This is a genomic window from Microbulbifer bruguierae (genome assembly GCF_029869925.1).
GTDB lineage: Bacteria > Pseudomonadota > Gammaproteobacteria > Pseudomonadales > Cellvibrionaceae > Microbulbifer > Microbulbifer bruguierae.
On the sequence record NZ_CP118605.1, the window covers coordinates 1598323 to 1623137 of the forward strand.

The following is a 24815-nucleotide window of genomic DNA, read 5'->3' on the forward strand; positions in this document are numbered from 1 at the left end:
GCCCCCCAGTGGTGAGGCGGCAACCGGTGAAGTGGTGCGTTTTTCACCAAATTCGCTGGCGGCTATGTTAGCGCCCGCTCAGGGTATATAATCCGCCCTCCAGAATTTCAACCCACCATTCATCAGTCAGGAACAGCAATGAGCTTCGACAAGGTTTCCCCGGGCAAAGACCTGCCCAACGATATCAACGTAATCATCGAGATCCCGGCCAACCACGATCCGATCAAATACGAAGTCGACAAGGACGCAGACGCGGTATTCGTAGACCGTTTCGTAGCCACCCCGATGTTCTACCCGGCCAACTACGGTTACGTACCCCAAACCCTGTCTGAAGACGGCGACCCCCTGGATGTCTTGGTAGTAGCCCCCTACCCGGTTATGGTTGGCTCCGTAATCCGCTCCCGCGTAATCGGCGTTCTGAACATGACCGATGAATCCGGTGTAGACGCCAAACTGCTGGCGGTACCGCACACCAAGCTGACCAAGCTGTACGACCACGTCAACGAAATCGGCGACCTGCCGGAACTGCTGATCAAACAGATCGAACACTACTTCGAAAACTACAAAGCCCTGGAAGCGGGCAAGTGGGTGAAGGTAGACGGCTGGGCCGACGCCGACGCTGCACGCAAAGAGGTTATGGCCTCCCGCGAGCGTTACCTGAAAGAAGAAGGCTGATAGCCATTTTCTTCCCAGAAAAGCCGGCCCTGTGCCGGCTTTTTTGTGCCTGCTAAGATGCCAGCCGCCCCCCCCCTTCAGGAGATGAACCCATGGCAATCACGGAACCAGGCCCGGATGGCAAACCCCGCTGCGGCTGGTGCATAGCCACTGAGGAATATATTGCCTACCACGACAACGAGTGGGGGTTTCCGGTGGATGATGACCGCAGGCTGTTCGAGAAACTGTGCCTGGAGGGTTTTCAGTCTGGCCTGAGCTGGCGAACCATTCTTGGAAAGCGGGAAAATTTCCGTAAAGCCTTCAAGAATTTTGATTTCAACAAAGTCGCACGTTTCATGGCTGAAGATGTGGAGCGCTTGCTGGGAGATGCAGGCATCGTGCGCCACCGGGGCAAGATCGAGGCAGTAATCAACAACGCCCGCTGCGCCAGAGAAATGGTCAAGCAGGAGGGATCACTTGCGGCCTATTTCTGGGGTTTCGAGCCGCAGGCGGAATCTCTGGCGGCACCGCAAACCCAATCCACCTCAGAAATTTCCGTTGCCATTTCAAAAGACCTGAAAAAAAAGGGCTGGAAATTTGTTGGCCCCACCACCGTGTACGCGTTTATGCAGGCAATGGGGCTGATTAACGATCACGCTATCGGCTGTCTAACCCGGCCCCTGGTGACTGCCGCGAGGCAACGGTTTACAAATCCGGCGGGCAAATAGCGTGTCAGTCCGGAAGCTTGAATGTAGCTATGCTATTGAGCTTCCAGTCCGGCACCTGGACGTCAACCGGTGACACAACTTCCCGCTCGGATTCCTGAACCAGATTACCACCTTCCGGTTGCAGGCTGAGATGGCTCACTTGCACCTGTACCGGCTCGACCTTTTGCCGTTCGTTGTCCTTGACCAGGTAGCCTTCCATCGGCGCCAGGGTCAGCTCCGATTCCCTTACCTTACCCTCTGCTTCAGCACGGGGTGCCGGCGGAGTTACAGGCGCTGATGCGACTTTTTCCGCCAAAGGCTGCCCTTCTTCGCCTTCCACTTTCATTGTCGACTGAGCGCCGAACTTGGCCAGCGTTGCCTGCAACTGCTCCGCCTGCGCTTTACCCAGGCCTTTCTTGAGTGCCAGCGGACGGCCACTGAACAGTTTTTCCAGTGTTTCAGGCCCGGCCTTGAACAAACGGGCAAAGTTGGCTTTTACATCGGCTGTGGTGTATCCGGGCTCCAGATCCCCCCGGAAAATCACGCTGTATGTAACGTCAGACATGCAAGTAACTCCATCTCCTTGTGGCTGCAACAGTGGCAGGAACGGGTCTGTTTTTCTGTATGCGCATTATTCAACCGGATTCAGTCTTCAGAATCCAGTGTCTGATCCATGGTATAGGCCGGTGCGGCAGCAGTCTTGGCTGCCACAACACGGGCCGGGACACCAGCCACAGTAGCGTGCGCTGGCACCTCAGCCAGTACCAGGCTGCCCGCGGCGATTTTTACTCCCTCTCCTATCTTCACCGGACCAAGTACTTTGGCCCCTGCGCCGATCATCACCCCACGGCCAATTTTGGGATGGCGATCACCGCCGCCACTGCCACTGCCGCCCAGGGTTACCGAATGCAAAATGGAAACATCGTCCTCCACCACACAGGTTTCACCTACGACCAGCCCGGTGGCGTGATCAATCATGATGCCACTGCCAAAGCTGGCGGCGGGATGAATATCCACGGCAAACTGCTCCGACACACGGCTCTGGAAGTAGAGCGCCAGGGTTTGCCGCCCGTTGCGCCACAGCCAATGGGCGATGCGATGGGATTGCAGGGCATGAAACCCCTTGAAGTACAGGAAGGGGGTCAGGTACTGATCACAGGCCGGATCACGGTCGTACCAGGCGCAAATATCTGCCTGCATACAGCGGGAAATACCCGGATCATCCGCCAGTGCCGATGCGATGACCTCCTGCAGAGCGGTCGCGGTCAGCGCCGGGTGATCCAGTACGGAGGCAAGCTGGTAGGCCAGCGCGCGATCCAGAGTGGCATGACGCAGAACAGTGTTGTGAAAATAACTGGCCAGCACCGGCTCCGAGGATGCCGCTACTGCCGCTTCTTCGCGCATGGCCGACCAGATATCACGGTTTTTCAGTTCGCTGGCGTTGATAACTTTTGTTCCTTTGTCTGGCCATTCAAAGCGTTTCTCGCCACCTTCTACAACCGATCCATATTGATTGGGTAGGCTGATTCCGGCACCGCAATAAAGCGCGAAAAAATTTCATCCATCTGCCCGCACACGGTATCCGCCAGTGCCAGCTCACCCTCCCGCTGACACAACTGCAGCAGTTCACGCAGCTCGTCTGCGCTCAGCAATTGCTGAAACTCCCTGGCCCGCGGCGCATAGCTCAGGTGCCACCGCTCCGGCGCCACCCCGCCGCGGTCCTCCCCGTAGGGGCGGAAAAGCCCGTAGCTACTGCCTGCCGCAATTCGCTCGTCCAGCCAGCAGTGAAAAGCACCAAATACGCCCTCGTCATCTACCTCTTCCGGGGTCAACTGAACCTCGTATTCCGGATTGACGGCAGCGGCATCGATCACATCGAAATCCGTGCCCCAATGGTGGCGCGAGCCACCGGGCAGTGCGGACCAGCGCAATATAGCGAAAGCGACATCCTGTGGCGACATAGCAGTCACATCCAAAGGGTTACCGGTACTGTCAAAGACCGGGCGCCGGCCACAGGCTTTGGCATTCCAAATCATTTGCTGGCGCTCGAAGCTTCTGAAGCCGGACACCACTTTCGGTTCGAAGCCTGCTGCTCTGGCGTCCCGTCGCAACAGCTGAAATGCGGTCAGCGCTTCCGGGTGCATCAACTGCCCCGATACAGGCTCCAGAATTACGTGTGCATCACTGAGACCGAAAACGGTGTTGCGCAAAACGGAATGCATTTCTCAACCTCGAACCGACGAAAATCACTTCTGTGAAATTAATGGCATACTGCAAAAATCACAAATGCAGACTAGGCTTTTGCTGCAGGGGCAACAAAGTAGCACGAAACTATCCCCCCACAGCGACAGATGAGTTAACGGTTCCGATGGCACTTTGACTCACTGCGCGGTGAACCGGACACCTTGTACGCAGGTGTTTGACCACTCGTTTCAGGGGTGAGCCGGTTTGGCCTTTTATTTTTTTGTGCTATGTTGGACGCCCGTTGAGGTGGACCCAGGATGGTGCACCATTTTCCAGTACAGTCACAGGCAATTCACGCACCGCTCACATCAATCCGGCGGTCTGAAACTCTGCCCGAGTTCCCCCGGGATTGCCGCGAGTGGAACAGCTGTTTCTGGCGATGCATAGCAACCGGTAGCCAGGACAACAAGTGATAACTGTTGTAGCGACCAGGCAACGACTACCAGGCGGCTACTAACAAGTCTCATTAGTTCAGGGATGAAATTCATGCACCCAAGTCAATCAGAGTTGTTACAACTGAAAAACCTGGGACTCGCCTCCGTAAATATCCTGCATTCCATTGGCATTCGCACCCTCGAAGATCTCCACCGCGTGGGCCCCGTAGAGGCTTTTGCCAGTATTCGCCGCCGTGGCATCAATGTATCCCGGGTTCTCCTCTACGCCCTGCAGGGCGCGCTGCTGGATGTTCACTGGAACGACCTGGATCCGGACCTGAAAGCCAGCCTGGTAACTGAAGTCGAGCAACGCCTCTCCCGCAAAGACAGCGCCTGACCCTATACTCCTCCTGCGTACACGCGCCACTACTCGGACCGAGCCCCGGACACAGCGAGCTGACAGAATGTTGGCAGCTACGCTCCGCCTGTCGGCGGGCGCTGAATTCGTATTTACGGGACTTGTAAAGCGAAGATTCCGCCCCTATTTAAGCCTACAGATAACACCAGCAGCAGCTGGTGCCCACACAGTTCATGGACAAATAACTTCCATCTTTCTGGAGAAGGCTGATGTTGCGAATAGGGCTTTTTCTGCTGACCAACCTGGCGGTGATGCTGTTGGTCGGCATTATTTTCAACCTTCTGGGCATTCAGGGCATTCTCGATGCCAACGGTGTCAACCTGAACCTGCCCGGACTGCTGTTGATGTGTGCGATTTTCGGTATCGGCGGCGCCCTGATCTCGCTGCTGATGTCCAAAACCATCGCCCGTATGTCCACCCGCACCCAGATCATCGACCGGCCGCAGACCGCAGATGAGCGCTGGCTGGTGGAAACCGTGCGTGAACTGTCACAAAAGGCCGGTATCGGCATGCCGGACGTGGGCATTTTCCCTATGCCCCAGGCCAACGCCTTCGCCACCGGCTGGAATCGCAATAATGCTCTGGTCGCCGTCAGCGCCGGTCTGCTGCAACGCTTCAATCGCGACGAAGCCCGCGCGGTCATCGGCCACGAGATCGGCCACGTAGCCAATGGCGACATGGTCACCCTGGCGCTGATTCAGGGTGTAGTGAACACCTTTGTGATGTTCTTCGCCCGTCTGGTAGGCTTTTTTGTCGATCGGGTACTGCTGCGCAACGAACAGGGGCTCGGCATTGGCTATTACATCACCTCTATAGTGATGGACATGGTGTTTGGCGTGTTCGCGATGTTGGTAGTAGCCTGGTTCAGCCGCCGCCGCGAGTATCGCGCTGACGCCGCCGGCGCCCACCTCGCCAGCCCCAACGCCATGATCGCAGCTCTGGCACGGATCAAGGCGGAGTCAGAAGCCGGCCGCGAGGAGCCACTGCCGTCCAACATGAAGGCGTTCGGTATCTATGGCGGCAGTATGGCCGCTCTGCTGGCCAGCCACCCGCCTCTGGAAGACCGAATTCTGGCGCTGCAAAATTCTGCCCGTTGATCTGTTTAATTTGGAGCTGCCCGCCGATGCGGGCGACTCCCAACGAGACAAGACTCTTTCGATCAGGAAACTGTCCATTGCCATGTCACTAACCAACAACACCCTGCGAACGTTCCTCAGCGTTATTTTTATCCTCGCCGCCCTCGGCGCCAGTGCCGAAACCCGCACGCCACAATTCGCTACCGACGATGAGCAGAACACCATGCAGGTGTTCAATTTCGCCAGCCCGTCGGTGGTGTACGTCACCAATGAAACCCTGGTGCGCGATCGCTGGACCCTGCGCTTGCACACCGTACCCAAAGGCGCTGGCAGCGGTTTTATCTGGGACGATCAGGGGCATGTAGTCACAAACTTCCATGTCATCGAAGAAGCCCGCAAGATCACCATTACCCTGCAGGACCGCAGCGAATGGCCGGCGCAGCTGGTAGGCACGGCGCCGGAGAAAGATCTCGCCGTATTGAAAATCGACGCCCCTCGCGCACTGCTGAAACCACTACTGCCCGGCAACTCTGCGGGGCTTGCGGTAGGCCGCAAGGTACTGGCAATCGGTAACCCCTTCGGCCTCGACACTACGCTCACCACCGGTGTCGTCAGCGCTCTGGGGCGGGAAATCGACGCCGCTGGTAACCGCACGATCCGCAATGTGATACAGACGGACGCGGCCATCAATCCCGGCAATTCAGGCGGCCCGCTGCTGGATTCCAGCGGGCGGCTGATTGGCGTGAATACGGCAATCTACAGCCCCAGCGGCGCCAGCGTGGGTATCGGTTTTGCCATTCCGGTAGACACCGTGAAAAAAATCGTTCCAGAGCTGATCGCCCACGGGCGTCTGGTGCGGCCGATTCTCGGTATTGAGTCTGCCCCGGACCAGTGGGCGAGCCGCTATGACTTCAAGGGCGTTGCGGTACTGCGCACATCCCCGGGGCTTCCCGCGGAGCAGGCCGGATTGCGGGGTGTCTACCGCAGTGACCGCGGGGGCTGGCAGCTAGGGGATGTCATCGTCGGCATTGATGGCCAGGCCATCAACAATTACGACGACCTGATGAATGTGCTGGAAAACCACCGCCCCGGTGATCGCGTGGGCGTGGATTACCTGCGCGACGGGGAAGAATTCCGCACATCTGTTACTCTGGCCGCCCCTGAAACAAACTGAATTTACCATGCAAAAACACTTTCTCTGTGGCTATGAAGACCTCAACGAAGGCGACTCCAAGGGCTTTTCCCTGGGGGATAACAGCGCAGGCACGGACAATGTGTTTGCGGTGAAGAAAGATGGCGAAGTGTTCGCGTATAAAAATATCTGCCCGCACCGGGGTATCAATCTGGAATGGCAGCCGGATCAGTTTCTGGACTCGGAAAAAGCGCTGATCCAGTGCGCCTCCCACGGCGCACTGTTTGAGATCAGCACCGGCGAATGCATCGCCGGGCCCTGCGCGGGTGATGCGCTGACGCCGGTGCCGGTGGAATACGCTCAGGATGGACTCTATGTGCTTCTGGCAGACTGATTGCCGTGCCCTGTATCGGGCTCGCCGCCTTTGCCCAACCTACACGATTACAACCGGTCAAACGTTTACCAGCGAGCTTGATAAAGGCAGCGGGCACGACAAACGGTCATTGAATCAACCTACAAAGGGAACAGGTTCGCTCAAGCGAATTTCCCCGGCACCCAGTTCCGCCCGGTATGCCACTATTTCCATACCTGCGGCGGTAGCCTGGGCAAGTGCCGCAGCATAAGCCGGATCTATTTCAGCGGCCGCTTCCACCGTCTCGATCTGCGAGTGCTGCACGCAGTACAACAACACCGCGCGCACACCGGATTCCGCGAGTTTCTGCAATTCCCGCAGATGCTTGGTACCGCGGGCACTGACCGCGTCTGGGAAGAGACCGCGAGCCCCCTCGGCGAGGGTGACATTCTTCACTTCCACATAGCAGTCACCGGCATCGCCACTCAGCAGGAAGTCGATCCGGCTGTTTTCTTCGCCGTATTTAACCTCCCGCCGCAGGCTATCGTACCCCTGCAGCTCCACCACAACTCCAGTGGTAATCGCCTCCTCCACCAGCTGATTGGCGCGGCTGGTATTCACCCCGGCGAGGGCACCTTCCGGGGTAGTGGTGATTTCCAGAGTGTGGCGGTATTTGCGCTTGGGATTGCCGGAATCGGAAAACCAGCAGGGGGTATTTTCTTCCCAGCAGTTTTTCATTGAGCCGGTATTGGGACAGTGGATGGTTATAATTTCGCCAGACATCAGCTCGACATCCGCAAGAAAACGCTTGTAGCGACGGAGAAGTTTCCCCTGAGCCAGGGACGGGTCCAGTTTCACGAAAGGTCCTGTAAAAGTCAGTTCTGAATGGATTGAACGCCATTCTGTATAAAAAGCGGCCGCCAGAATACACCAATCCAGTCATCCTTTGCCGGAGGATCCTCGCCAGCGCCGTTGCGGGACAACATTTTGTGGCGCAGATCAAAGAGATTTGATAGTTTCCTCGCCTTGGCCGCCGCGGCGGCCACAGGATACAGCCTGCGGTTGCTTAGGCTTTGTGCCGGAAAGCGGCCTGTCAGAGTGGGGCTGCTCTGCAGCGGAAGGGGAGAACCCGGTCCGCCCTGTAGGGAAAATGCCCAATCTCTGCAGACTGCTAGGCTTGAAATTGGTTGTAGTGCCCCGATAACACAGGGCCCGTATTACGAGAGAGGCAATGACTATGCCCAATACTGCTGCGAAATCCGATTCTCTGCACGGCTTCGAGCCCTATCAGGAACAGAAGGGCGAGGAGTACATGAATGAGAAGCAGCAGGAGCATTTCCGCAATCTGCTGCTGGCCTGGAAGGCCGAACTGATGGCAGAGGTGGATCGCACCGTAACTCATATGAAGGACGAAGCTGCGAACTTCCCCGATCCGGCGGATCGCGCCAGCCAGGAAGAAGAGTTCAGCCTGGAACTGCGCACCCGCGACCGGGAACGCAAGCTGATCAAGAAGATTGATGCGACCATCGAATTAATCGATCAGGACGACTACGGTTTCTGTGAAGCCTGCGGCGTCGAAATCGGCATCCGTCGTCTGGAAGCCCGCCCCACAGCAACCCTGTGTGTGGACTGCAAAACCCTTGCTGAGATCAAGGAAAAGCAGATTTCTGGCTGATCGACGAATCTCCGGGCGGACCTGATACAGGGGCCGCCCGGAAACTACCCCCTTTCCGATGACTTCCCTCGCCCCTCCTGTGTCCGGAAAATATATCGGCCGCTTTGCACCCTCACCTACCGGACCGCTGCACTTCGGCTCCCTCGTCTGCGCCCTCGGCAGCTACCTGGACGCCAAAACGCACGGCGGCCACTGGTTGGTGCGCATGGAGGACCTCGACCCGCCGCGAGAAATGCCCGGGGCTGCCGAACGTATCCTACACACACTGGACTCCCACGGCCTTCACTCCCACGCGCCTGTTATCTGGCAAAGCCACCGACACCAGCATTACCAGGACGCGCTCGAACGGCTCGCTGCACAAGGGCTGATTTACCCCTGTCAGTGCACCCGGGAGCAGATTCGCAAAGCTGGCGGCCACCGCCGGAAAAACTGCACCCCACACACAGCAAACAAAGAATTCGCCCAGCGGTTTCGCTGTGCGGGCGAACAGGAATCCTTCTCCGACCTGTGGCACGGGCTCCAGACCCACCCCATCACTGAGGACCCGATCCTGAAACGCAAGGACGGACTGTTTGCCTACCAGCTGGCGGTAGTCGTGGACGATATCGCGCAGGGCGTGAACCACGTGGTACGCGGCGCAGACCTGCTCGACTGTACCGGAGTGCAGCAACGGCTGTTTCGCGCACTCGGCTCCGAGCCGCCGCAATTTGGCCATTTGCCACTGGTAATGAATGAAGGCGGCCAAAAACTCAGCAAGCAAAATCAGGCCGCACCACTGGATGACACCCTGGCCTCCGGCAACCTGATCAGGGCACTGCAATTTCTCGGTTTCAAGCCACCGCTGGAACTGGCACTGGAAACACCGCGACAGGTGTTGGCCTGGGCAATAGCCCGCTGGCAGCGACACCAGGTAGACATGCGTAACCGCCTGCTGGAGGATTGAAACCCGCAGGTTGAATTGCCCCCCGGCACGGCTTTACCATTTTGCGCCAGTTTTTTGTTTCAATTATTTTCTGCCTCTGCCGCAGGACGACCCGACAGGTCTTAGATGAGCAACCGTACCCTGTTAATCCTGCTGGTGCTTGTGGGCTATGTATTCAGCCCCACGGTATTCACCTGGATGATCAATCCCTCCGGCGCCTGGTACCGGCCTTTTATCCTCTGGTTCGTCCTGATCCTGCTGGCGATCTTTATTCAGCGGAGGCGCAGTCCGGATGACCTTTGAGATTGCCCATATTGCGCTGATCGGCGTCGCCTACATACTGGCGCTGTTTTTTGTCGCCTTCGCCACTTCCAAGGGTTGGCTGTCAAGCAAATGGGTACGCCATCCATTTTTTTATGTACTGTCGCTCGGAGTATCCCTGAGCGCCTGGACCTACTATGGGATCATCGATCTCGCATGGCAGCACGGCTACGGTGTGCTGGCCTATTACCTGGGCACCGGTGCCATGTTCCTGTTTGCGCCGGTCGCACTCGAGCCCCTCGCCCGCCTTGCCCAGCGCTACCAGCTCACATCCCCTGCAGACCTGCTGGTATTTCGCTACCACAGCCGCGAGGCCGGCACCTTGGCAACCCTGTTTATGCTGCTGGGATTACTGCCACTAATCGCGTTGCAAATTCAGGCCGTAGCGGAGACGCTGGCACTGCTTTCCCGCGACAACGTCGCTGCGCTCGCACTACCGGAGAGCGGGGTTACCAGTAAAGACCTTATCGCGTTCTTTTACTGTGTGCTGCTGGCGCTGTTCACCAGCACCTACGGTGCTACCAGTAAACGACAGGCAGGGCTTGCCAGCGCCATGGCTCTCGAATCCATGGTCAAACTGGTGGCGTTACTGGCTGTTGGCCTGTACTCCGTTTATGGCGTATTCGGTGGGATGGCTGGGCTCGACCAGTGGCTGTTGCAAAACAGTGACATGCAACAGTTGCTGTATTCACCGATTCGGCAGGGCTCATCCCACACCCTGCTGCTGGTGTTTATCGCCACCGCAGTGGCCATGCCCCACATTTTCTACCTGAGCATTGCCGAGCGCCCGGCTGCCCAGGGCTTGCGTACAGCAAGCTGGGGCTTTCCATTGTTTTTGCTGCTGATGGCGCTGCCAATCTTCCCGATCATGTGGGCGGGTTTTGCCCTGGATGTTACCGAGCCGGTGCAATACTTCACCCTGGCAGTACCCAGAGCCAGCGGCTCGGCACTACTCACCGTGCTGGCCTTTATCGGCGGACTTTCTGCGGCCACCGGCGCGCTAATCATGATTACCCTGGCGCTCTCTACCATGGTCATGAATCACTGGCTGCTGCCCGGTACCCGCTGGCAATCCGACGACAATATGTACCGCCAATTGCTGTGGTTGCGCCGCGCTCTTGTGACCGCGCTGTTTCTCGCCGGCTTCGCGTTTTACCTGCTGCTGAACAACCGGCTGTCCCTGTCGGATCTCGCCATCATCGCGTTTATTGCCTCTCTTCAGTTCCTGCCCGGTATTTTTGCGGTGATTCACTGGCCCCGGGGCAACCGGCGCGGCTTTATTGGCGGGTTGCTGGCAGGCATGCTGATCTGGGCGGCAGGACTGCTGTTCCCGGCAATGGTGGGCAACAGTGGCATCGCCCTGCCCGGCGGCGATTTCCAGATTCCACTGGGCATGGAAATCTGGCCCCAGATCACCACCCTGTCTCTGTCGATGAATGTACTGCTGTTTGTATGCCTGTCGATTTTCACCTCGACATCCAGCCTGGAACGCTATGCTGCGGACCTGTGTAGCGATGACTCCATCAGCCAGGCCCTGCGCCTGGAACTGGACGCCCAATCTGCCGCAGATTTCCGCCTGCGCCTGTCGGAAAGTCTCGGCGCCGCGACGGCCAGCCAGGAAGTGAGTCGCGCCCTGCGCCAGCTCAATCTGCCGGAAGACGAACGCAGGCCTTACGCGCTGCGGCAACTGAGGGACAAACTGGAAGCGAACCTGTCCGGTCTGCTGGGACGGGTGCTGGCGGGCCAGATCGTCGACCGCCACCTGCCCTTTGTGACCAGCGATCAGCCCGCCAACAAAGATATCAACCTGATCGAAACCCGCCTCAGTCGCTACAAGAACCAGCTGACCGGGCTCGCGGCGGAACTCAACAACCTGCGCCTCTACCACCGACAGATGCTGGAAGAGCTGCCAATGGCCGCCTGCTCCCTGGGGCGCGATGGCGAATTGCTGCTGTGGAACTATGCCATGGCAGATCTCACCGGCATTGGCGCCAGTGAGGTAATCGGCTCAAAACTGGAATACCTGCCAGAGCCCTGGCGCGGCCTGCTGACCGAGTTTGCCCACTCCGCCGACGGCAGTCGCTTCAAGCAACAGGTGGAAATGGATGGCAACAGCCACTGGCTCAACCTGCACAAGACCCGCCTCAAGCAGCGCAGCGGCAAGAAATACGGCCGCGACCTTGTGCGGGACAACGGCAAAGACAATCGCGGCGACGGTCAGATGCTGTTGGTGGAAGACATCACTGAAACCCAGATTCTGGAACAGGAATTGATGCACAGTGAGCGCCTGGCCTCCGTTGGGCGGCTCGCGGCAGGCGTGGCGCACGAAGTGGGCAACCCGGTTACCGGTATCGCCTGCCTGGCGCAAAACCTCCACTATGAATCCGACAATCCGGAAGTGCTGGATACGGCAGACCAGATTCTGAGCCAAACCCAGCGCATCAGTCGCATCGTGCACTCGCTGGTGAGTTTTTCCCACAGCGGCAGCCAGGACACCGAAAAAGCACCCGTAGACCTGCATGCCTGTGTAGAAGAAGCGATACAGCTGCTGTCACTTCAGCGCGACAAGACCCAGGTCACCTTTGCCAACCAGGTTCCAGGGGACCTCTACGCGCTCGGTGACAACCAGCGTCTGATTCAGGTATTTATCAACCTGCTGAGCAACGCCCGCGACGCCAGTCCCGACGGGGGGCATATCCAGGCAGAAGGATATATCCGCAACGGTCTCGCCTGCGTGGCAGTCACGGATAACGGCCCCGGCATCTCAGCGGCGCACCGCGAGCGTATTCTTGAGCCCTTTTTTACCACCAAGGAACCCGGCGAAGGCACTGGCCTTGGCCTGGCCATGGTGTACAGCATTGTGGAAGAGCACGGCGGGCAACTGGAGCTGGTCAGCCCGGCCCATCCAGAAACGGGGCGCGGCGCACGCTTTATTGTGCAATTGCCACTGGAATCTCCACTGCCAAATTCCGGGCCATAAACAGTTAATACTGCCCGAGCGTTACCCGCAAACATGGAAGTTGGGCAATTTTTGCGCGCAATCGGGGAATTGGGTTGCATCGAAACGCCTGACAGGTAAAACTTAGCTCCCCCTGAACACTTTGTAACCAGGCGTAACGTATGAGCCACATCCTGATCGTAGAAGATGAAGCCATTATCCGCACTGCGCTTCGCAAGCTGCTGGAGAGGCATCGCTACAAGGTCAGTGAAGCTGGCTCCGTGCGCGAGGCGACCACCAAGTACCGTCTGGCCGACATGGATCTGATCATTTCAGACCTGCGCTTGCCCGGCGCTCCGGGCACCGACCTGCTGAAACTGGCGGGCGATGTGCCTGTACTGATCATGACCAGTTATGCCAGCCTGCGCTCCGCGGTGGACTCCATGCGTATGGGCGCCGCAGATTACATCGCCAAACCCTTCGACCACGACGAAATGCTGGCCACCGTGCGCCGGGTCATCGGCAAGGCGGAACAGCACCGGGCCGCCGGTGCCGCAGCGGCAGCCAACAAAAGCGGGGGCCGCGCCATCGCCGGTATGATCGGCGACAGCCCGGTGATGCGTGACCTCTACTCCCGCATCCACAAAGTGGCACCCACCGACGCTACGGTACTGGTACACGGCGAAACGGGTACCGGTAAAGAATTGGTGGCACGCGCCATCCACGAAGAAAGCCAGCGCACCGGCAAACCTCTGATATCCGTCAACTGCGCGGCGATTCCGGAAACTCTGATCGAAGCCGAACTGTTCGGCCACGAAAAAGGCGCCTTCACCGGCGCCCAGACCGCCCGTGAAGGACTGGTCGCCGCCGCGGACGGCGGCACCCTGTTCCTCGACGAGATTGGTGAGCTACCCCTGGAAGCCCAGGCCCGGTTGCTGAGGGTGCTACAGGAAGGTGAGGTCCGCCCTATCGGCGCCATTGAATCCCGCAAGGTCAACGTGCGCCTGGTCGCTGCAACACACCGAAACCTCCGCCAGCTGGCGGCGGAGCGCAAGTTCCGGGAAGACCTTTACTACCGTATCAACGTGGTACAGATGAGCCTCCCGCCACTGCGGGAGCGTGGTAAAGATGTCCTTGCGATCGCCGAGGCCTTACTGGAAAAGTTCTGCGCCAAGATCAACCGCCCAACCTTGAAGTTGTCTCCGGAAGCTATCCAGGCTGTTACCACCTACACTTGGCCCGGTAACGTGCGCGAGCTGGAGAACGCCATCCAGCGCGCGGTGATCCTGACTGAAGATAGTGCCGAGATCGATCACCACACCCTCGACATTGACCTGGACCTGGTACCCATCGACGAAGCGGACCCGGAGCGCCGTCCCCGAGCCAGCCTGCATGAAGACCCCCGGGAGGACCTCTCTCTGGAAGACTACTTCGCCCGTTTTGTACTCGAGCATCAGGAAACCATGAGCGAAACCGAGCTGGCCAAGAAGCTGGGGGTAAGCCGCAAATGCCTGTGGGAGCGCCGACAGAAACTCGGTATCCCGCGTAAAAAGGCCAAGCGTGTCGTCGAAGCCTGATAACACGTCGCACAAAGCCCACCACAGTTACACAGAAAGCCCGGCCAGCAACCACTGCCCGGGCTTTTTACTGTGCCCAAAACACCTTCCATGCAGAGGATTGTCGCTAAATTTTACGCCTGTTACCTGCCGCTACCGAGGGAACAGCGGAGAACGGAAATTGGTAACAAGTGAAAGTGTTACCCCCTCTCACACCCGAGTAACAACCACCTCACCATGCGTAACGGAAAACTGTATTTTCGTGGCGGAAAAAAGTTCCTTAAAATCTTAACTTATTGATTTATAAGGATTTTATAAAGTTGGCACGCTATCTGCTTTAACTAGCTCAAACAACGATAACAGCCAAGAATAAAAATAAATGACTGTTTAAGCCCTAATAACAACTGACAATAAGTGGGCGTGAAACAATAAGAATAATGATGGGAAGATCGACAATAAAAGCCAAAGTGATCGATTCCGGAGCAAATTCGAACAATAAAAATAATAAGGTTCGAAATAACAATAAAAATAAACAAAAAGTAATAACAAACAACAATAAAAATAAACAATAAGAATAAAGCGCTATAACAAAAACAATAATTTTTTGTAGAAGACAACAAAAATAACGACAAGTACGTGACAAACTGACTGATTGTGCCTGGGAGAGGGTTTGCTGAAAAGCAAATTGATAGCGCAAGGAAGCCGCTGCCTTCATCGAATAACAATAACTCCCTTCTTTTCCGTGTCTGATGATGCACACATGTTTGCTGGGCCCCGCAGGAAGCGGGACCGGCAGCTGTGCATTGCGCTGTGTGTGTTAGAATCCGCCCACAATAGTCCGGAACAGCGCCATACCAGCGCCAATTTCCCGGAGTAACCGTACAGCCGCCCATCGACGAACGGGCCGCGGATAACACAGTAAGGCGTATGTTCAATTCCCTGATCAGCAGCATCAAACGCTGGCACAGTAAATCGAAAACCACCGAAGACACCCCCAAATCCGATAAAGCCCGCGCAAGCAAGGCCGAACGCGGCCAGAGTAAACCAGTGCGCAAGCGCGCTTCCTCGAGCAAACAACCCCAACGCCCCGAAACCACTCGGGTCGTCGTCCCCCGCAGCGACCACACTCTCTCCCGCCGGGATATCAGCCGCGCCGCGTTGACGGTAATGAAGCGCCTGCAGGAAGCCGGTTTCGAGGCATTTATCGTCGGCGGCAGTGTCCGCGACCTGCTGCTGGGAGGCCACCCGAAGGACTTCGATGTCGCCACTGATGCCACACCGGAACAGGCCAAACAACTGTTTCGCGGCGCGCGCATTGTTGGCCGCAGATTCCGCATCCTGCACGCCCGTATTGGTCGCGAAGTGATCGAAGTGACGACCTTCCGCGGGCACCACAGTGACGGTGACGATCACGAGGCACAGCAGTCCGAGCACGGCATGCTGCTGCGGGACAATGTATACGGAGACCTGGAGAGCGATGCCGTACGCCGGGATTTCACCGTCAATGCCCTCTACTACACCATTAATGGCTTCGAGATCCACGACTACACCGGTGGTATCCAGGACATCGAACAGCGCCTGATCCGGATGATCGGAGACCCCACCACCCGTTACAAGGAAGACCCGGTGCGCATGCTGCGTGCCGTGCGCTTCGCCGCCAAGCTCGACTTCGCCATCGAACCCGGCACCGCCGCACCGCTCCCGGAACTGGCGCCACTGCTGCGCAATATAGCGCCGGCACGCCTGTTCGATGAGGTGCTGAAATTGCTAATGAGTGGCTACGGCGAACGCACCTTCGAGCTATTGCGCGAATATGAGCTCTGGCCCCACCTGTTCCCGGACAACGCGCGGATGTTGGACAACCCGCAAGCGCTGGCGATGACCCGCCTGGCGCTGCGCAATACCGACAGACGTATTCGCGCCGACCAGCGTGTTACCCCGGCGTTTCTCTACGCCGCACTGCTGTGGCCTGCGGTGAATGCAGAACAGATATTCCTGACCGAAAAGGGCATTCCGCCGGTACCGGCACTGGCCCAGGCCGCGCAGAAAATCACCAGCAACCAGCTGGCCCACACCGCCATTCCCAAGCGCTTCACTATGCCCATGCGCGAAATTTGGGATATGCAATCCCGCCTTCCCCGCCGCAGCGGAGAGCGCGCTTTGCGCCTGATGGAGCTGCCGCGGTTTCGCGCTGCCTACGACTTTCTGCTGCTGCGGGAAGAAAGTGGCGAGATCCCTGCCGGACTGGGTCAATGGTGGACCGATTTCCAGCAGGCCGACGAAGACCAGCGCCAGCAGATGATCCGGGACCTGCCTCGCAACGCCGGCCCCCGCGGTAGTAAGAGTCGCGGTCGTCGCAGCCGCAGCGGGCGTAAAAACCGCAGTAACAGCAACAAGAGCGGCGGCGCAGATCGCCCGCAAAATTGAGCGGAATTCCCAAGTGACTCGCTGTTATATTGGTCTGGGTAGCAACCTGGCAGACCCCGCAGGACAACTGCACAGCGCCCTCGAAGACATTGCCCGCATTCCGCACACCCGGCTGGAAGCATCTTCGTCCCTGTATAGCAGTGCCCCCATAGGCCCAGGCGAACAACCGGACTATGTAAATGCCGTCGCCTGCGTAGACACCGAGCTCGCCCCGGAAGCACTGCTGGATGCCCTGCAGGCCATTGAAGCGGAGCATGGCCGCGAACGAACCTTGCGCTGGGGCGCACGTACCCTGGACCTGGATATATTGCTGTTCGGTAACGAACAGCTGGATAGCGCGCGCCTCACGGTGCCGCACCCCCGGATGGGCGAACGAAACTTCGTTCTGGAGCCCCTGGCAGAGCTGGCTCCGGACCTGCAATTGCCGGACGGTACGTCGCTACAAGTCTTGCTGCGGCTGTGTCCACCCAATCGGTTGCAGCGGCTGTAATCCTGACACACAAATAGCCAGCCCCAACGAGCTGCTGCCGGCCGCGGAAATAAAAAGGAGTAACCCGGTGACAACCCTCGCCCCGACAGAATCCGCACAAAGCGAAGACTACAGTGCTGGAAACCTGGCCCAGGAACTGGATCTGCATGGCAGAACCCTACCTCGCTTCATCGCCGTGGAGGGCAATATCGGCGTAGGCAAAACTACCCTGGCAAAAAAGCTCGCCGCCACCTTCAATTACGACACCCTGCTCGAGCTCCCCGAAGACAACCCGTTCCTGGAGCGCTTTTACCGCGATCCGAAAAGCGCCGCACTCCCTACCCAATTACATTTCCTGCTGCAACGATCGCAGCAGATTCAGGCTTTGCGCCAGGACGACATGTTCAATCCGGTGCGGGTGTCGGACTTCCTTATCGAGAAAGACCACCTGTTTGCCGAAGTCACCCTCGACAGTGACGAACTGCAGCTCTACCGCAAGGTTTACCAGCACCTGACTCTGGAAGCACCCAAGCCGGATCTGGTTATCTATTTACAGGCGCCGCTGGAAGTTCTGCAGCAGCGTATTCACAAGCGCGGCATTGCCGCCGAGCGCAGTATCAGCAACGAGTACCTCGCCACGCTCAATGAGGCGTACACCAACTTTTTCCACTACTACGACCAGGCGCCACTGCTGATCGTGAACTGTGCGGACATCGATATCGTCGACCAGCAACAGGATTACCTGCAACTGGTGGAATACCTGCTGAATGTAAAAAGCGGACGCCACTACTACAATCCCGGCAAATAGCCGTTGCCAGTAATCGGAAGCCCTGCCTTCCCCAATTGCGAGTTACCACCATGCCCTACGCCACCAGCGAGCTGAGCAAACCGATAACGGTTCAGACCCTGCGTCAGATGAAAGCCAGTGGAGAAAAATTTATCTGCGTCGCTCTATACGACGCCCCCATGGCCGCTATGGCCCAGCGCACAGGGGTGGAGACCGTACTGATCGGCGACTCACTGGGCATGACCGTACTCGGTTACGACAGCACCATTCCCGTCACCATGGAGCAGATGATTTACCATGTGGAAGCTGTCGCCCGGGGCAACAAAAAGTCCCTGATCATGGGTGACCTGCCCTTTATGACCTACGCCACACCGGAGCAGGCGCTCACTAATGCCACCCGTATCATGCAGGCGGGTGCCCACATGGTAAAAATCGAGGGCGGCGCCTGGCTCGCGCCCACGGTAAAGATGCTGACTGAGCGCGGCATTCCGGTCTGTGCGCACCTGGGGCTGACCCCGCAATCGGTGCACAAACTGGGTGGTTTCCGGGTGCAGGGTCGCGACGATGATCAGGCCGGCGAGATTCTCAATGACGCGGTGCAGCTGGACGAGGCGGGGGCCGATCTGCTGGTGCTGGAGTGTGTGCCCTCGGAACTGGGCAAACGCATCACCGACACCGTGTCCATGCCCACCATCGGCATTGGCGCCGGCCCCGAGACTGATGCCCAGGTACTGGTGATCAACGACATTCTCGGTCTTACGGAAAAGCCGCCAAAGTTTTCCAAGAATTTTCTGGTGGAAGCGGGAGATATCCCCGGCGCCCTGCGTAAATATGCCGAAGATGTGAAAAACGGCACCTTCCCCGACGACGCCCACAGCTTTAGCTGATCGCAGGCATACCATCACCCGAACCAGCCCCCAAACCAGACCAGGCTCCAGAGAAATGAATTTCAGCAGTATTCTCAGCGCGGCACGCGGCAGTGAAGCAACCGTCATACCCGCCGGCTGGGGCCAGGGGCGCGCCACATTTGGCGGTCTTGTTGCTGCGGTGCTGCACCAGCCCATCGAGGCGGCACTCGAGCAGGCCACTCAGAGCCCGCAAGCGGATACCCCACTACGCTCCCTGACCATCTCCTTCGTGGCCCCGGCAGCCGCCGGCTCCCTGCAGACCAGCGCGCAAATATTGCGAGCCGGTCGCTCAGCAGTGCAAATCGAAGCCCGAGCCAGCCAGCTTCAGCAAAGTGGTGAACAGCAGACTCAACAGGTCGTTACCGCGGCCCTCGCCAGCTTCGGTAAACCGCGCGCGTCCGCCATCTCTATCGCCACAGCAAACGCACCAGTATTCGCCGCACCGGAAACCTGCCAGGCCCTCCCCTATATCGAAGGTCTGGTACCGGAGTTTACCCGGCACTTCGACTATCGCCTCGGCGCCGGCGCCCTGCCCTTTACCGGCAGCCTGGAAAACCGCCTCGGCGGCTGGATTCGCTTCCGCGAGTCCGCCGGCCCGGTCACCACGGCCCACCTGCTCGCCCTCATCGACGCCTGGCCACCGGCAGTATTACCGATGCTGAAAACGCCCGCTCCCGCCAGTTCCCTGACCTGGACGGTGGAAATGATGCCCGCCGCATCAGAAGTAGTGAAAGCGGGGCACGACAGTAGCGAATGGTGGCAGTACCTGGCGGAAGTGGAACAGGCGGACGACGGCTATGGCGTTATCCAGGCGCGGCTGTGGGATGGGAAAGGACAATTGCTGGCGCTGTCGCGGCAGACGGTTTCGGTATTCGGGTAAAGCTAGAGCCAGCGCTTCCAGCGGAATACTACTAACTGAATCGCCACCGTCACCACCAGCAGCACAGTGAAGATCAGGAAAGCGTGGGGGTTTTCGGAACCGGGGATACCGCCGACGTTGATTCCCAGCAGGCCGGTAAGAAACCCCAGGGGCAGAAAGATGGCGGCGATGATGGATAGCACGTACATGCGGCTGTTGAGCTGCTCGGAAATCCGGCTCATCAGTTCTTCCTGGGTGACTGCCGCGCGCTCGCGCACAGCATCGATATCTTCGATATGTCGCAGCAAGCGGTCGCTTACCTCGCGTAACTGCAGACGATCCGCCTCACTGATCCACTCCAGTTTTTCCCCCAGGAAACGCGCCAGCGCTTCCCGCTGTGGCGACAGGTAACGCCGCAGGGTAATGGTCTGTTTGCGCAGCATGGCGAGATCGAGTCGCAGATTGGCGCTGGCATCCCCCACCACCCGGTCCTCCAGCTCATCGATCACATCCTCGAAGTTGTCCACCGTGTCGCTCATGCGCCATACCAGCAGATCCGCAATTGCCACTACCAGACCTGCGCTCGAAGTCGGCCCGCGTCCACTATCCAGCTGGGCGCAGAGGTCGCTGATTGACAGCAGCCGGCGCCGACGGGTACTGATCACCCGCGACTCCTCCGCCCACAGGCGAATAGACACCATGTCTTCCGGTTGCGATTCCGGGTTCAGGTTGACCCCACGCAATGCGATCAGCAAACCGTCACCAATACTGGTGGTGCGCGGACGGGTCTCTTCCGTCAGCAGGGCATCGGATACCAGCGGATCGAGATTGGCTGGCCCCGCAATCCAGTTACGGGCCTCCTCGTCGGTGTAGTCAAAGTGCAACCACAGACGCCCCTGACCCGGGGTCCACTGCTGTACCTCCGGCCACTGCAGTCGACGACTGCCGCCGCGACCATCGAGAAGGTATGCGTGTATCAGTCCCTGTTGCATCAGGCCTCCTGTGTTGGCGCAGTTCGCGACGCGGAATCAACGGCTGAGCGCGAGCCTGGCACCGGCACGTTCACCGGGCTGCAACTGCCAGCGATCGGCAAAGGCATTACCGTGTTCGACACAGACAAAACCGCGGTAGTGCTCGCGGATATCATGAATGGTTGCGGCGAGTTCTGCACCCGGATTCCAGGTGATTACCGTGTGGCAGTTATCGCTCTCCGCGGTAATCGGACTCGGTGTCTGGATAACCTGCCTGGCCGGCGCCTGCTCAAACACCCGGTCCACTTCGCCGGCGAAGGTCTGCATTCCGCTGAGACGGTCGCGGGCAAAGCCACGGGTCTTGTCGAGAAACTCACCACCGTCCAATCCCTCGACTTCCACCGCATTCACATCTTCCACCGCAAAGTAGCTGTGCAGCGCCCAGCTGTAATCCGCGGGGATGTCGGCGGTGTTGCACAGCTCGAGATCGAAAGTAAGCGATTCACCCAGGCCGATTTTCAGGGTGCAGTCGAAGCTCGCGGCAAACAGTTCGTCGCCGGCATGCTGAAAACGCATCTCCAGCACGACCGCGCCATCGGTCTCTGCTTTGCTGCCCACCAGCTCCCAGTACTGGGTGCGCACCAGGCCGTGTTTGGGTTTGGACGGATCGTTCAGGTCTTCACCAAACCAGGGCAGACACAGCGGCACGCCACCGCGTATCGCTACTCCTGCCTCGAACACACTGGTGGGGCTCAGCCACAGCAGTGGCGCGCGGTCGCGGGCGGCAAACTCCAGCACCTGGGCACCCTGCAGGGAAATCACCGCGCGGCACAGTTCAGTTTCCACCAGCAGCAGGTCAAGGCCTGGCTTGCTATAGAGCGTGTCGCTGTCGGTACGGGTGAGATAGTCATGCACTGCCACTGCCGGAAACTCCGTTTTCGAAATTGTAATAGGGGGGGACCGACACCCGAATGGCGTCGGAAACAAGGTCTACTCTGCCTTTTCGATCTGCAGCCAGTCAAACCCTTCTTGCTGGCAGGCATAAATACAGTTGGCCGCCTCAGCCGCGGCCTCTGCCAGTGCGGCACGGGCCAATTCCAGGCTGTTATTCTTTTCGCTGATGTGGGCCACTACGAGATGTTGTAACCGCTGGCTGCCAATGCGCTGTAAAAAGCCCGCGGCCTGCTGGTTACTCAGGTGTCCGTAGGCGCCTCCCACCCGCCGCTTCAGCGAGGGCGGATAAGGACCCTGGGCCAGCATCATGGGATCGTGATTGGCTTCCAGTACCAGTGCATCGCAATCGCCATAGTGGGACTCCACATGGGGAGTGATGGTGCCGAGATCTGTGAGCAGGCCAAGACTGCTGCCGCAGCTGCGAAAAACAAACTGCGCCGCCTCGCGGGCATCGTGGGGCACCGCTACCGGCGTCACCTGAATATCCCCCACTGCGAATACCTGATGCCCTTCGATCAGCACCACCTGCGGCAGGGCTCCGATATCCCGTGCGCGCAGCGTGCCCGGCGTCAGGTAAACCGGCAGCCGGTACTTTCTCGCCAGAGGGCCGACGCCCCCCATATGGTCACTGTGTTCGTGGGTCACGAGGATGGCGGAGAGATCCGCCGGAGACATACCGAGCCGCGCCATGCGCCGCTCGGTTTCTTTGATGGTGAAACCGCAGTCCACCAGCAGACAGTGGTCGCGGGTTGCGACCAGAGTACCATTGCCCTTGCTACCACTACCCAGGGAGGCAAATCTGATCGCCATTACCAGTTACCGCCAGCGACGTCAGATCAGATTCTGGCGAATCGCCATCAGCAATTCAGACGCTCTGGTGCGCGACAGAGGCAGGCCGCGGGCATTGCGAATACGTACCTCTGCAGCGTTATCCACGGTGCGCAACACGATAAGGTAACCGGGGATATCCGCGTTGGGCGCGCCACCGACACCCGCCATGCTGGCAAACAGTGCCGGCTCGACGCTGGCAGTGGCGTCGATATTCGCCAATACCTGTTGCAGGCTGTAGGCGTTTGCGGTCTTGGCCAGTTTGTCCTCGCCTTTGTCGGAGCGCCAGCTGGAGAACCAGCCGTCTTCATCCTCCGACAGTTCGCGGTCAGCGTCGTAAGTGACGTAGAAGAGGCCTAGTTCGGAATCTTCCTGGTGGATCCGGTAAGCGCCGGTATTCAGTGCATGGGCAACAGTGGCCCAGGCCCGGGTCATAGCCAGGTCCAGCGCGATAAACGGTTCCTTACCCGCCGGCTCCATCACCTGCACCTTGACCTTGCCGCCACCGATGGCCTGCGCCACCAGCGACGCCGCTGCGCCGGAAGATTCCGCCGCCAGCGCATTGGACATTTCGTCAATCATCCAGCCTTCACGTTCGGGACTGGTGGATTGGGCCGGCCAGTTCACCGCAACGCTCGCCGGAGTATCCAGCGGCACAGACAGGTGGCGGACATGAATCTCGGTGGTGTCCGGCTGCACCCCGGATTCCACCTGCAAACGGTACTTGTCCTTGGTCTCCGGGTTTTCGCCAAAGGTCAGCCAGGTGGTTTCCATGGTACCGGCGCCGGCATCGGACATGGCGAGCTGCATGCCGGTGGTACGCAGGAAGTAATGCAGTTGCGGCCAGACTTCATCCGGCGGCTGGTTGACCAGCACCCAGCGACGGTTGCCCAGTTTCTGGATTTTTACCCGATCCAGGCCCACGTTGACCGACAGGGCTTGCGGGCGGGGAACCACAAACTCTCCGCGCTCTACTTCGCCGCTAATCTGAGGCACTTCATAGAGCTCCTCCTGATTTTTGCTCGTAACCCCCGCCGGCATCTGCAGCGGCGGCAGGCTGTCCGCCAGTTGATAGTCGTCACCGCGGTCGCGGAAATATCCGTTTTTGCCAAAGATGCCACAGCCACTGAGGGCAGTAACCGCAACACACAGCACGGCTCCGGCGGTAAATTTTGTCATTATTCGTACCTTGTCGATTCTGTCCCGATCGATGATTTTCCGAGGCGGCAAACTTATTCTGCAACGCCAGAACACGGAGGTTGTCAGAGAACGCCGGCGCTGCGCAGTGCTTCTCGCACCAGCGCGTGGTGTTCTCCCGACAGGGCGGTCAGAGGCAGGCGGATTCCACTATCAATGCGGCCCATTTCTTTCAGCGCCCACTTCACCGGTATGGGGTTGGACTCCACAAACAGCGTTTTGTGCAATATGTCGATGCGCTGGTTGATCGCGCGGGCAGTTTCCCCATCGCCAGCCAGGGCGGCTTCACACATCTGTGCAACAGCAGCCGGCGCTACATTGGCGGTCACACTGATATTACCGTGGCCACCCAACAGCATCAGTTCCACCGCGGTGGCGTCGTCACCGGAGTAAACTGCAAATCCTTCCGGCACTCTTTCCAGCACCTGCCGCGCCCGTTCCAGGTCACCGGTAGCCTCTTTGATACCCACGATATTGCTCACTGTTGCGAGTCGCTGCACGGTTTCCGGCAGCATATCCACCGCGGTGCGGCCCGGCACATTGTAGAGAATCTGGGGAATGTCGACGGCTTTGGCCACCGCTTTGTAATGCTGGTACAGGCCTTCCTGAGTAGGCTTGTTGTAATAGGGCGTGACCAGCAGGCAGGCATCGGCGCCGCAGCGAGCTGCCGTGGCGGAGAGTTCGATGGCTTCCGTGGTGGAGTTTGCGCCGGTGCCGGCAATCACCGGGATACGGCCGGCCACCTGGTCCACCACCCGCCGGATCACCTCCAGGTGTTCATGCACATCGAGAGTCGCCGATTCCCCCGTGGTACCCACGGCCACCAAAGCGCGGGTACCCTGTTCAATGTGCCACTCCACCAGCTCGTGCAGTTTCTCCCAATCGAGGCTGCCATCTGCGTACATGGGTGTAACCAGTGCCACCATACTGCCGGAAATCATTGCAACTCCTTCTCCAGCCGGCTTGAATCCGGCCTGTACCACCAAAAATTGAATGCGGTATGTTACTGACCGTACCTGTTCGATGCCAGCGCAAAAAAATCATCG

The 24815-nt window shown here is 58.6% G+C and carries 25 protein-coding genes; 16 read left to right on the top strand and 9 right to left on the bottom strand.

Annotated features, from left to right (window positions below; translation table 11 throughout):
• Positions 1-138: 138 nt before the first annotated feature.
• Together ppa and PVT68_RS06850 are read left to right on the top strand one after the other, a co-directional pair.
• Positions 139-675: an inorganic diphosphatase gene (ppa, locus tag PVT68_RS06845; protein ID WP_160152760.1), complete on the top strand. Its 537-nt coding sequence runs from the start codon at positions 139-141 to the stop codon at positions 673-675.
• A 92-nt stretch (positions 676-767) separates the two neighbouring features.
• Positions 768-1382 carry a DNA-3-methyladenine glycosylase I gene (locus PVT68_RS06850; protein WP_280321954.1) on the top strand — a complete coding sequence of 205 codons (615 nt, stop codon included), beginning with the start codon at positions 768-770 and terminating at the stop codon, positions 1380-1382.
• Positions 1383-1386: 4 nt separating this feature from the next.
• Here PVT68_RS06850 and PVT68_RS06855 read toward each other — a convergent pair whose 3' ends face one another.
• From PVT68_RS06855 to PVT68_RS06865, 3 genes are all read right to left on the bottom strand, one after another.
• Complete coding sequence (locus PVT68_RS06855; protein ID WP_280321955.1) at positions 1387-1926, bottom strand: hypothetical protein; 540 nt, start codon at positions 1924-1926, stop codon at positions 1387-1389.
• A gap of 80 nt (positions 1927-2006) precedes the next feature.
• Complete coding sequence (cysE, locus tag PVT68_RS06860) at positions 2007-2765, bottom strand: serine O-acetyltransferase (RefSeq protein WP_280321956.1); 759 nt, start codon at positions 2763-2765, stop codon at positions 2007-2009.
• 89 nt (positions 2766-2854) lie between these two features.
• Positions 2855-3583: a M15 family metallopeptidase gene (locus PVT68_RS06865; RefSeq protein WP_280321957.1), complete on the bottom strand. Its 729-nt coding sequence runs from the start codon at positions 3581-3583 to the stop codon at positions 2855-2857.
• A 508-nt stretch (positions 3584-4091) separates the two neighbouring features.
• Here PVT68_RS06865 and PVT68_RS06870 point away from each other — a divergent pair.
• The 4 genes from PVT68_RS06870 to PVT68_RS06885 all read left to right on the top strand — a co-directional run bounded on the left by PVT68_RS06870 (position 4092) and on the right by PVT68_RS06885 (position 6999).
• Complete coding sequence (locus PVT68_RS06870) at positions 4092-4376, top strand: TfoX/Sxy family protein (RefSeq protein WP_280321959.1); 285 nt, start codon at positions 4092-4094, stop codon at positions 4374-4376.
• A gap of 230 nt (positions 4377-4606) precedes the next feature.
• Positions 4607-5494, top strand: coding sequence for a protease HtpX (gene htpX, locus PVT68_RS06875; protein ID WP_280321960.1), 888 nt, complete (start codon positions 4607-4609; stop codon positions 5492-5494).
• Positions 5495-5576: 82 nt separating this feature from the next.
• Entirely contained in the window at positions 5577-6647 is a 1071-nt protein-coding gene (locus PVT68_RS06880) for a S1C family serine protease (RefSeq protein WP_280321961.1), read from the top strand.
• Between the two features lie 7 nt (positions 6648-6654).
• Entirely contained in the window at positions 6655-6999 is a 345-nt protein-coding gene (locus PVT68_RS06885) for a Rieske (2Fe-2S) protein (RefSeq protein WP_280321962.1), read from the top strand.
• A 114-nt stretch (positions 7000-7113) separates the two neighbouring features.
• On the opposite strand, the gene sfsA is transcribed toward PVT68_RS06885, so the two are convergent.
• Positions 7114-7815, bottom strand: coding sequence for a DNA/RNA nuclease SfsA (gene sfsA / locus PVT68_RS06890; RefSeq protein ID WP_280321963.1), 702 nt, complete (start codon positions 7813-7815; stop codon positions 7114-7116).
• A gap of 379 nt (positions 7816-8194) precedes the next feature.
• Here sfsA and dksA point away from each other — a divergent pair, with 379 nt between their 5' ends.
• The 10 genes from dksA to PVT68_RS06940 all read left to right on the top strand — a co-directional run bounded on the left by dksA (position 8195) and on the right by PVT68_RS06940 (position 19840).
• Positions 8195-8632, top strand: a complete 438-nt coding sequence (gene dksA / locus PVT68_RS06895) for an RNA polymerase-binding protein DksA (protein ID WP_280322479.1) — start codon at positions 8195-8197, stop codon at positions 8630-8632.
• 58 nt (positions 8633-8690) lie between these two features.
• Positions 8691-9575 (top strand): tRNA glutamyl-Q(34) synthetase GluQRS, encoded by an 885-nt coding sequence (gene gluQRS, locus PVT68_RS06900; protein ID WP_280321964.1) that lies wholly within the window; start codon positions 8691-8693, stop codon positions 9573-9575.
• Between the two features lie 105 nt (positions 9576-9680).
• The gene (locus tag PVT68_RS06905) at positions 9681-9857 is read left to right on the top strand and encodes a hypothetical protein (RefSeq protein WP_280321965.1); all 177 of its coding nucleotides are present in this window, start codon (positions 9681-9683) and stop codon (positions 9855-9857) included.
• Entirely contained in the window at positions 9847-12855 is a 3009-nt protein-coding gene (locus tag PVT68_RS06910; RefSeq protein ID WP_280321966.1) for an ATP-binding protein, read from the top strand. Before PVT68_RS06905 ends, PVT68_RS06910 begins: the two co-directional genes overlap by 11 nt.
• Before the next feature lie 140 nt (positions 12856-12995).
• Positions 12996-14390 (top strand): sigma-54-dependent transcriptional regulator, encoded by a 1395-nt coding sequence (locus PVT68_RS06915; protein ID WP_280321967.1) that lies wholly within the window; start codon positions 12996-12998, stop codon positions 14388-14390.
• Positions 14391-15296: 906 nt separating this feature from the next.
• Positions 15297-16796, top strand: a complete 1500-nt coding sequence (gene pcnB, locus PVT68_RS06920; protein WP_280321968.1) for a polynucleotide adenylyltransferase PcnB — start codon at positions 15297-15299, stop codon at positions 16794-16796.
• Positions 16797-16809: 13 nt separating this feature from the next.
• Complete coding sequence (folK, locus tag PVT68_RS06925; RefSeq protein WP_280321969.1) at positions 16810-17286, top strand: 2-amino-4-hydroxy-6-hydroxymethyldihydropteridine diphosphokinase; 477 nt, start codon at positions 16810-16812, stop codon at positions 17284-17286.
• Positions 17287-17410: 124 nt separating this feature from the next.
• Positions 17411-18073 (top strand): deoxynucleoside kinase, encoded by a 663-nt coding sequence (locus tag PVT68_RS06930; RefSeq protein WP_280322480.1) that lies wholly within the window; start codon positions 17411-17413, stop codon positions 18071-18073.
• Between the two features lie 50 nt (positions 18074-18123).
• A complete protein-coding gene (gene panB, locus PVT68_RS06935; protein WP_280321970.1) occupies positions 18124-18939 on the top strand; it encodes a 3-methyl-2-oxobutanoate hydroxymethyltransferase in 816 nt (271 codons plus the stop codon).
• A 55-nt stretch (positions 18940-18994) separates the two neighbouring features.
• Complete coding sequence (locus PVT68_RS06940) at positions 18995-19840, top strand: acyl-CoA thioesterase (protein WP_280321971.1); 846 nt, start codon at positions 18995-18997, stop codon at positions 19838-19840.
• Between the two features lie 2 nt (positions 19841-19842).
• Here the strand turns inward: PVT68_RS06940 and zntB are convergent, their stop codons facing one another.
• From zntB to dapA, 5 genes are all read right to left on the bottom strand, one after another.
• Entirely contained in the window at positions 19843-20811 is a 969-nt protein-coding gene (zntB, locus tag PVT68_RS06945) for a zinc transporter ZntB (protein WP_280321972.1), read from the bottom strand.
• Between the two features lie 36 nt (positions 20812-20847).
• Positions 20848-21711, bottom strand: coding sequence for a D-hexose-6-phosphate mutarotase (locus tag PVT68_RS06950; RefSeq protein WP_280321974.1), 864 nt, complete (start codon positions 21709-21711; stop codon positions 20848-20850).
• A 69-nt stretch (positions 21712-21780) separates the two neighbouring features.
• On the bottom strand, positions 21781-22554 hold the full coding sequence (locus PVT68_RS06955) for an MBL fold metallo-hydrolase (RefSeq protein WP_280321975.1): 774 nt from the start codon (positions 22552-22554) through the stop codon (positions 21781-21783).
• Between the two features lie 21 nt (positions 22555-22575).
• A complete protein-coding gene (gene bamC / locus PVT68_RS06960; protein WP_280321976.1) occupies positions 22576-23751 on the bottom strand; it encodes an outer membrane protein assembly factor BamC in 1176 nt (391 codons plus the stop codon).
• 83 nt (positions 23752-23834) lie between these two features.
• A complete protein-coding gene (gene dapA / locus PVT68_RS06965) occupies positions 23835-24710 on the bottom strand; it encodes a 4-hydroxy-tetrahydrodipicolinate synthase (protein WP_280321977.1) in 876 nt (291 codons plus the stop codon).
• Positions 24711-24815: the final 105 nt, after the last annotated feature.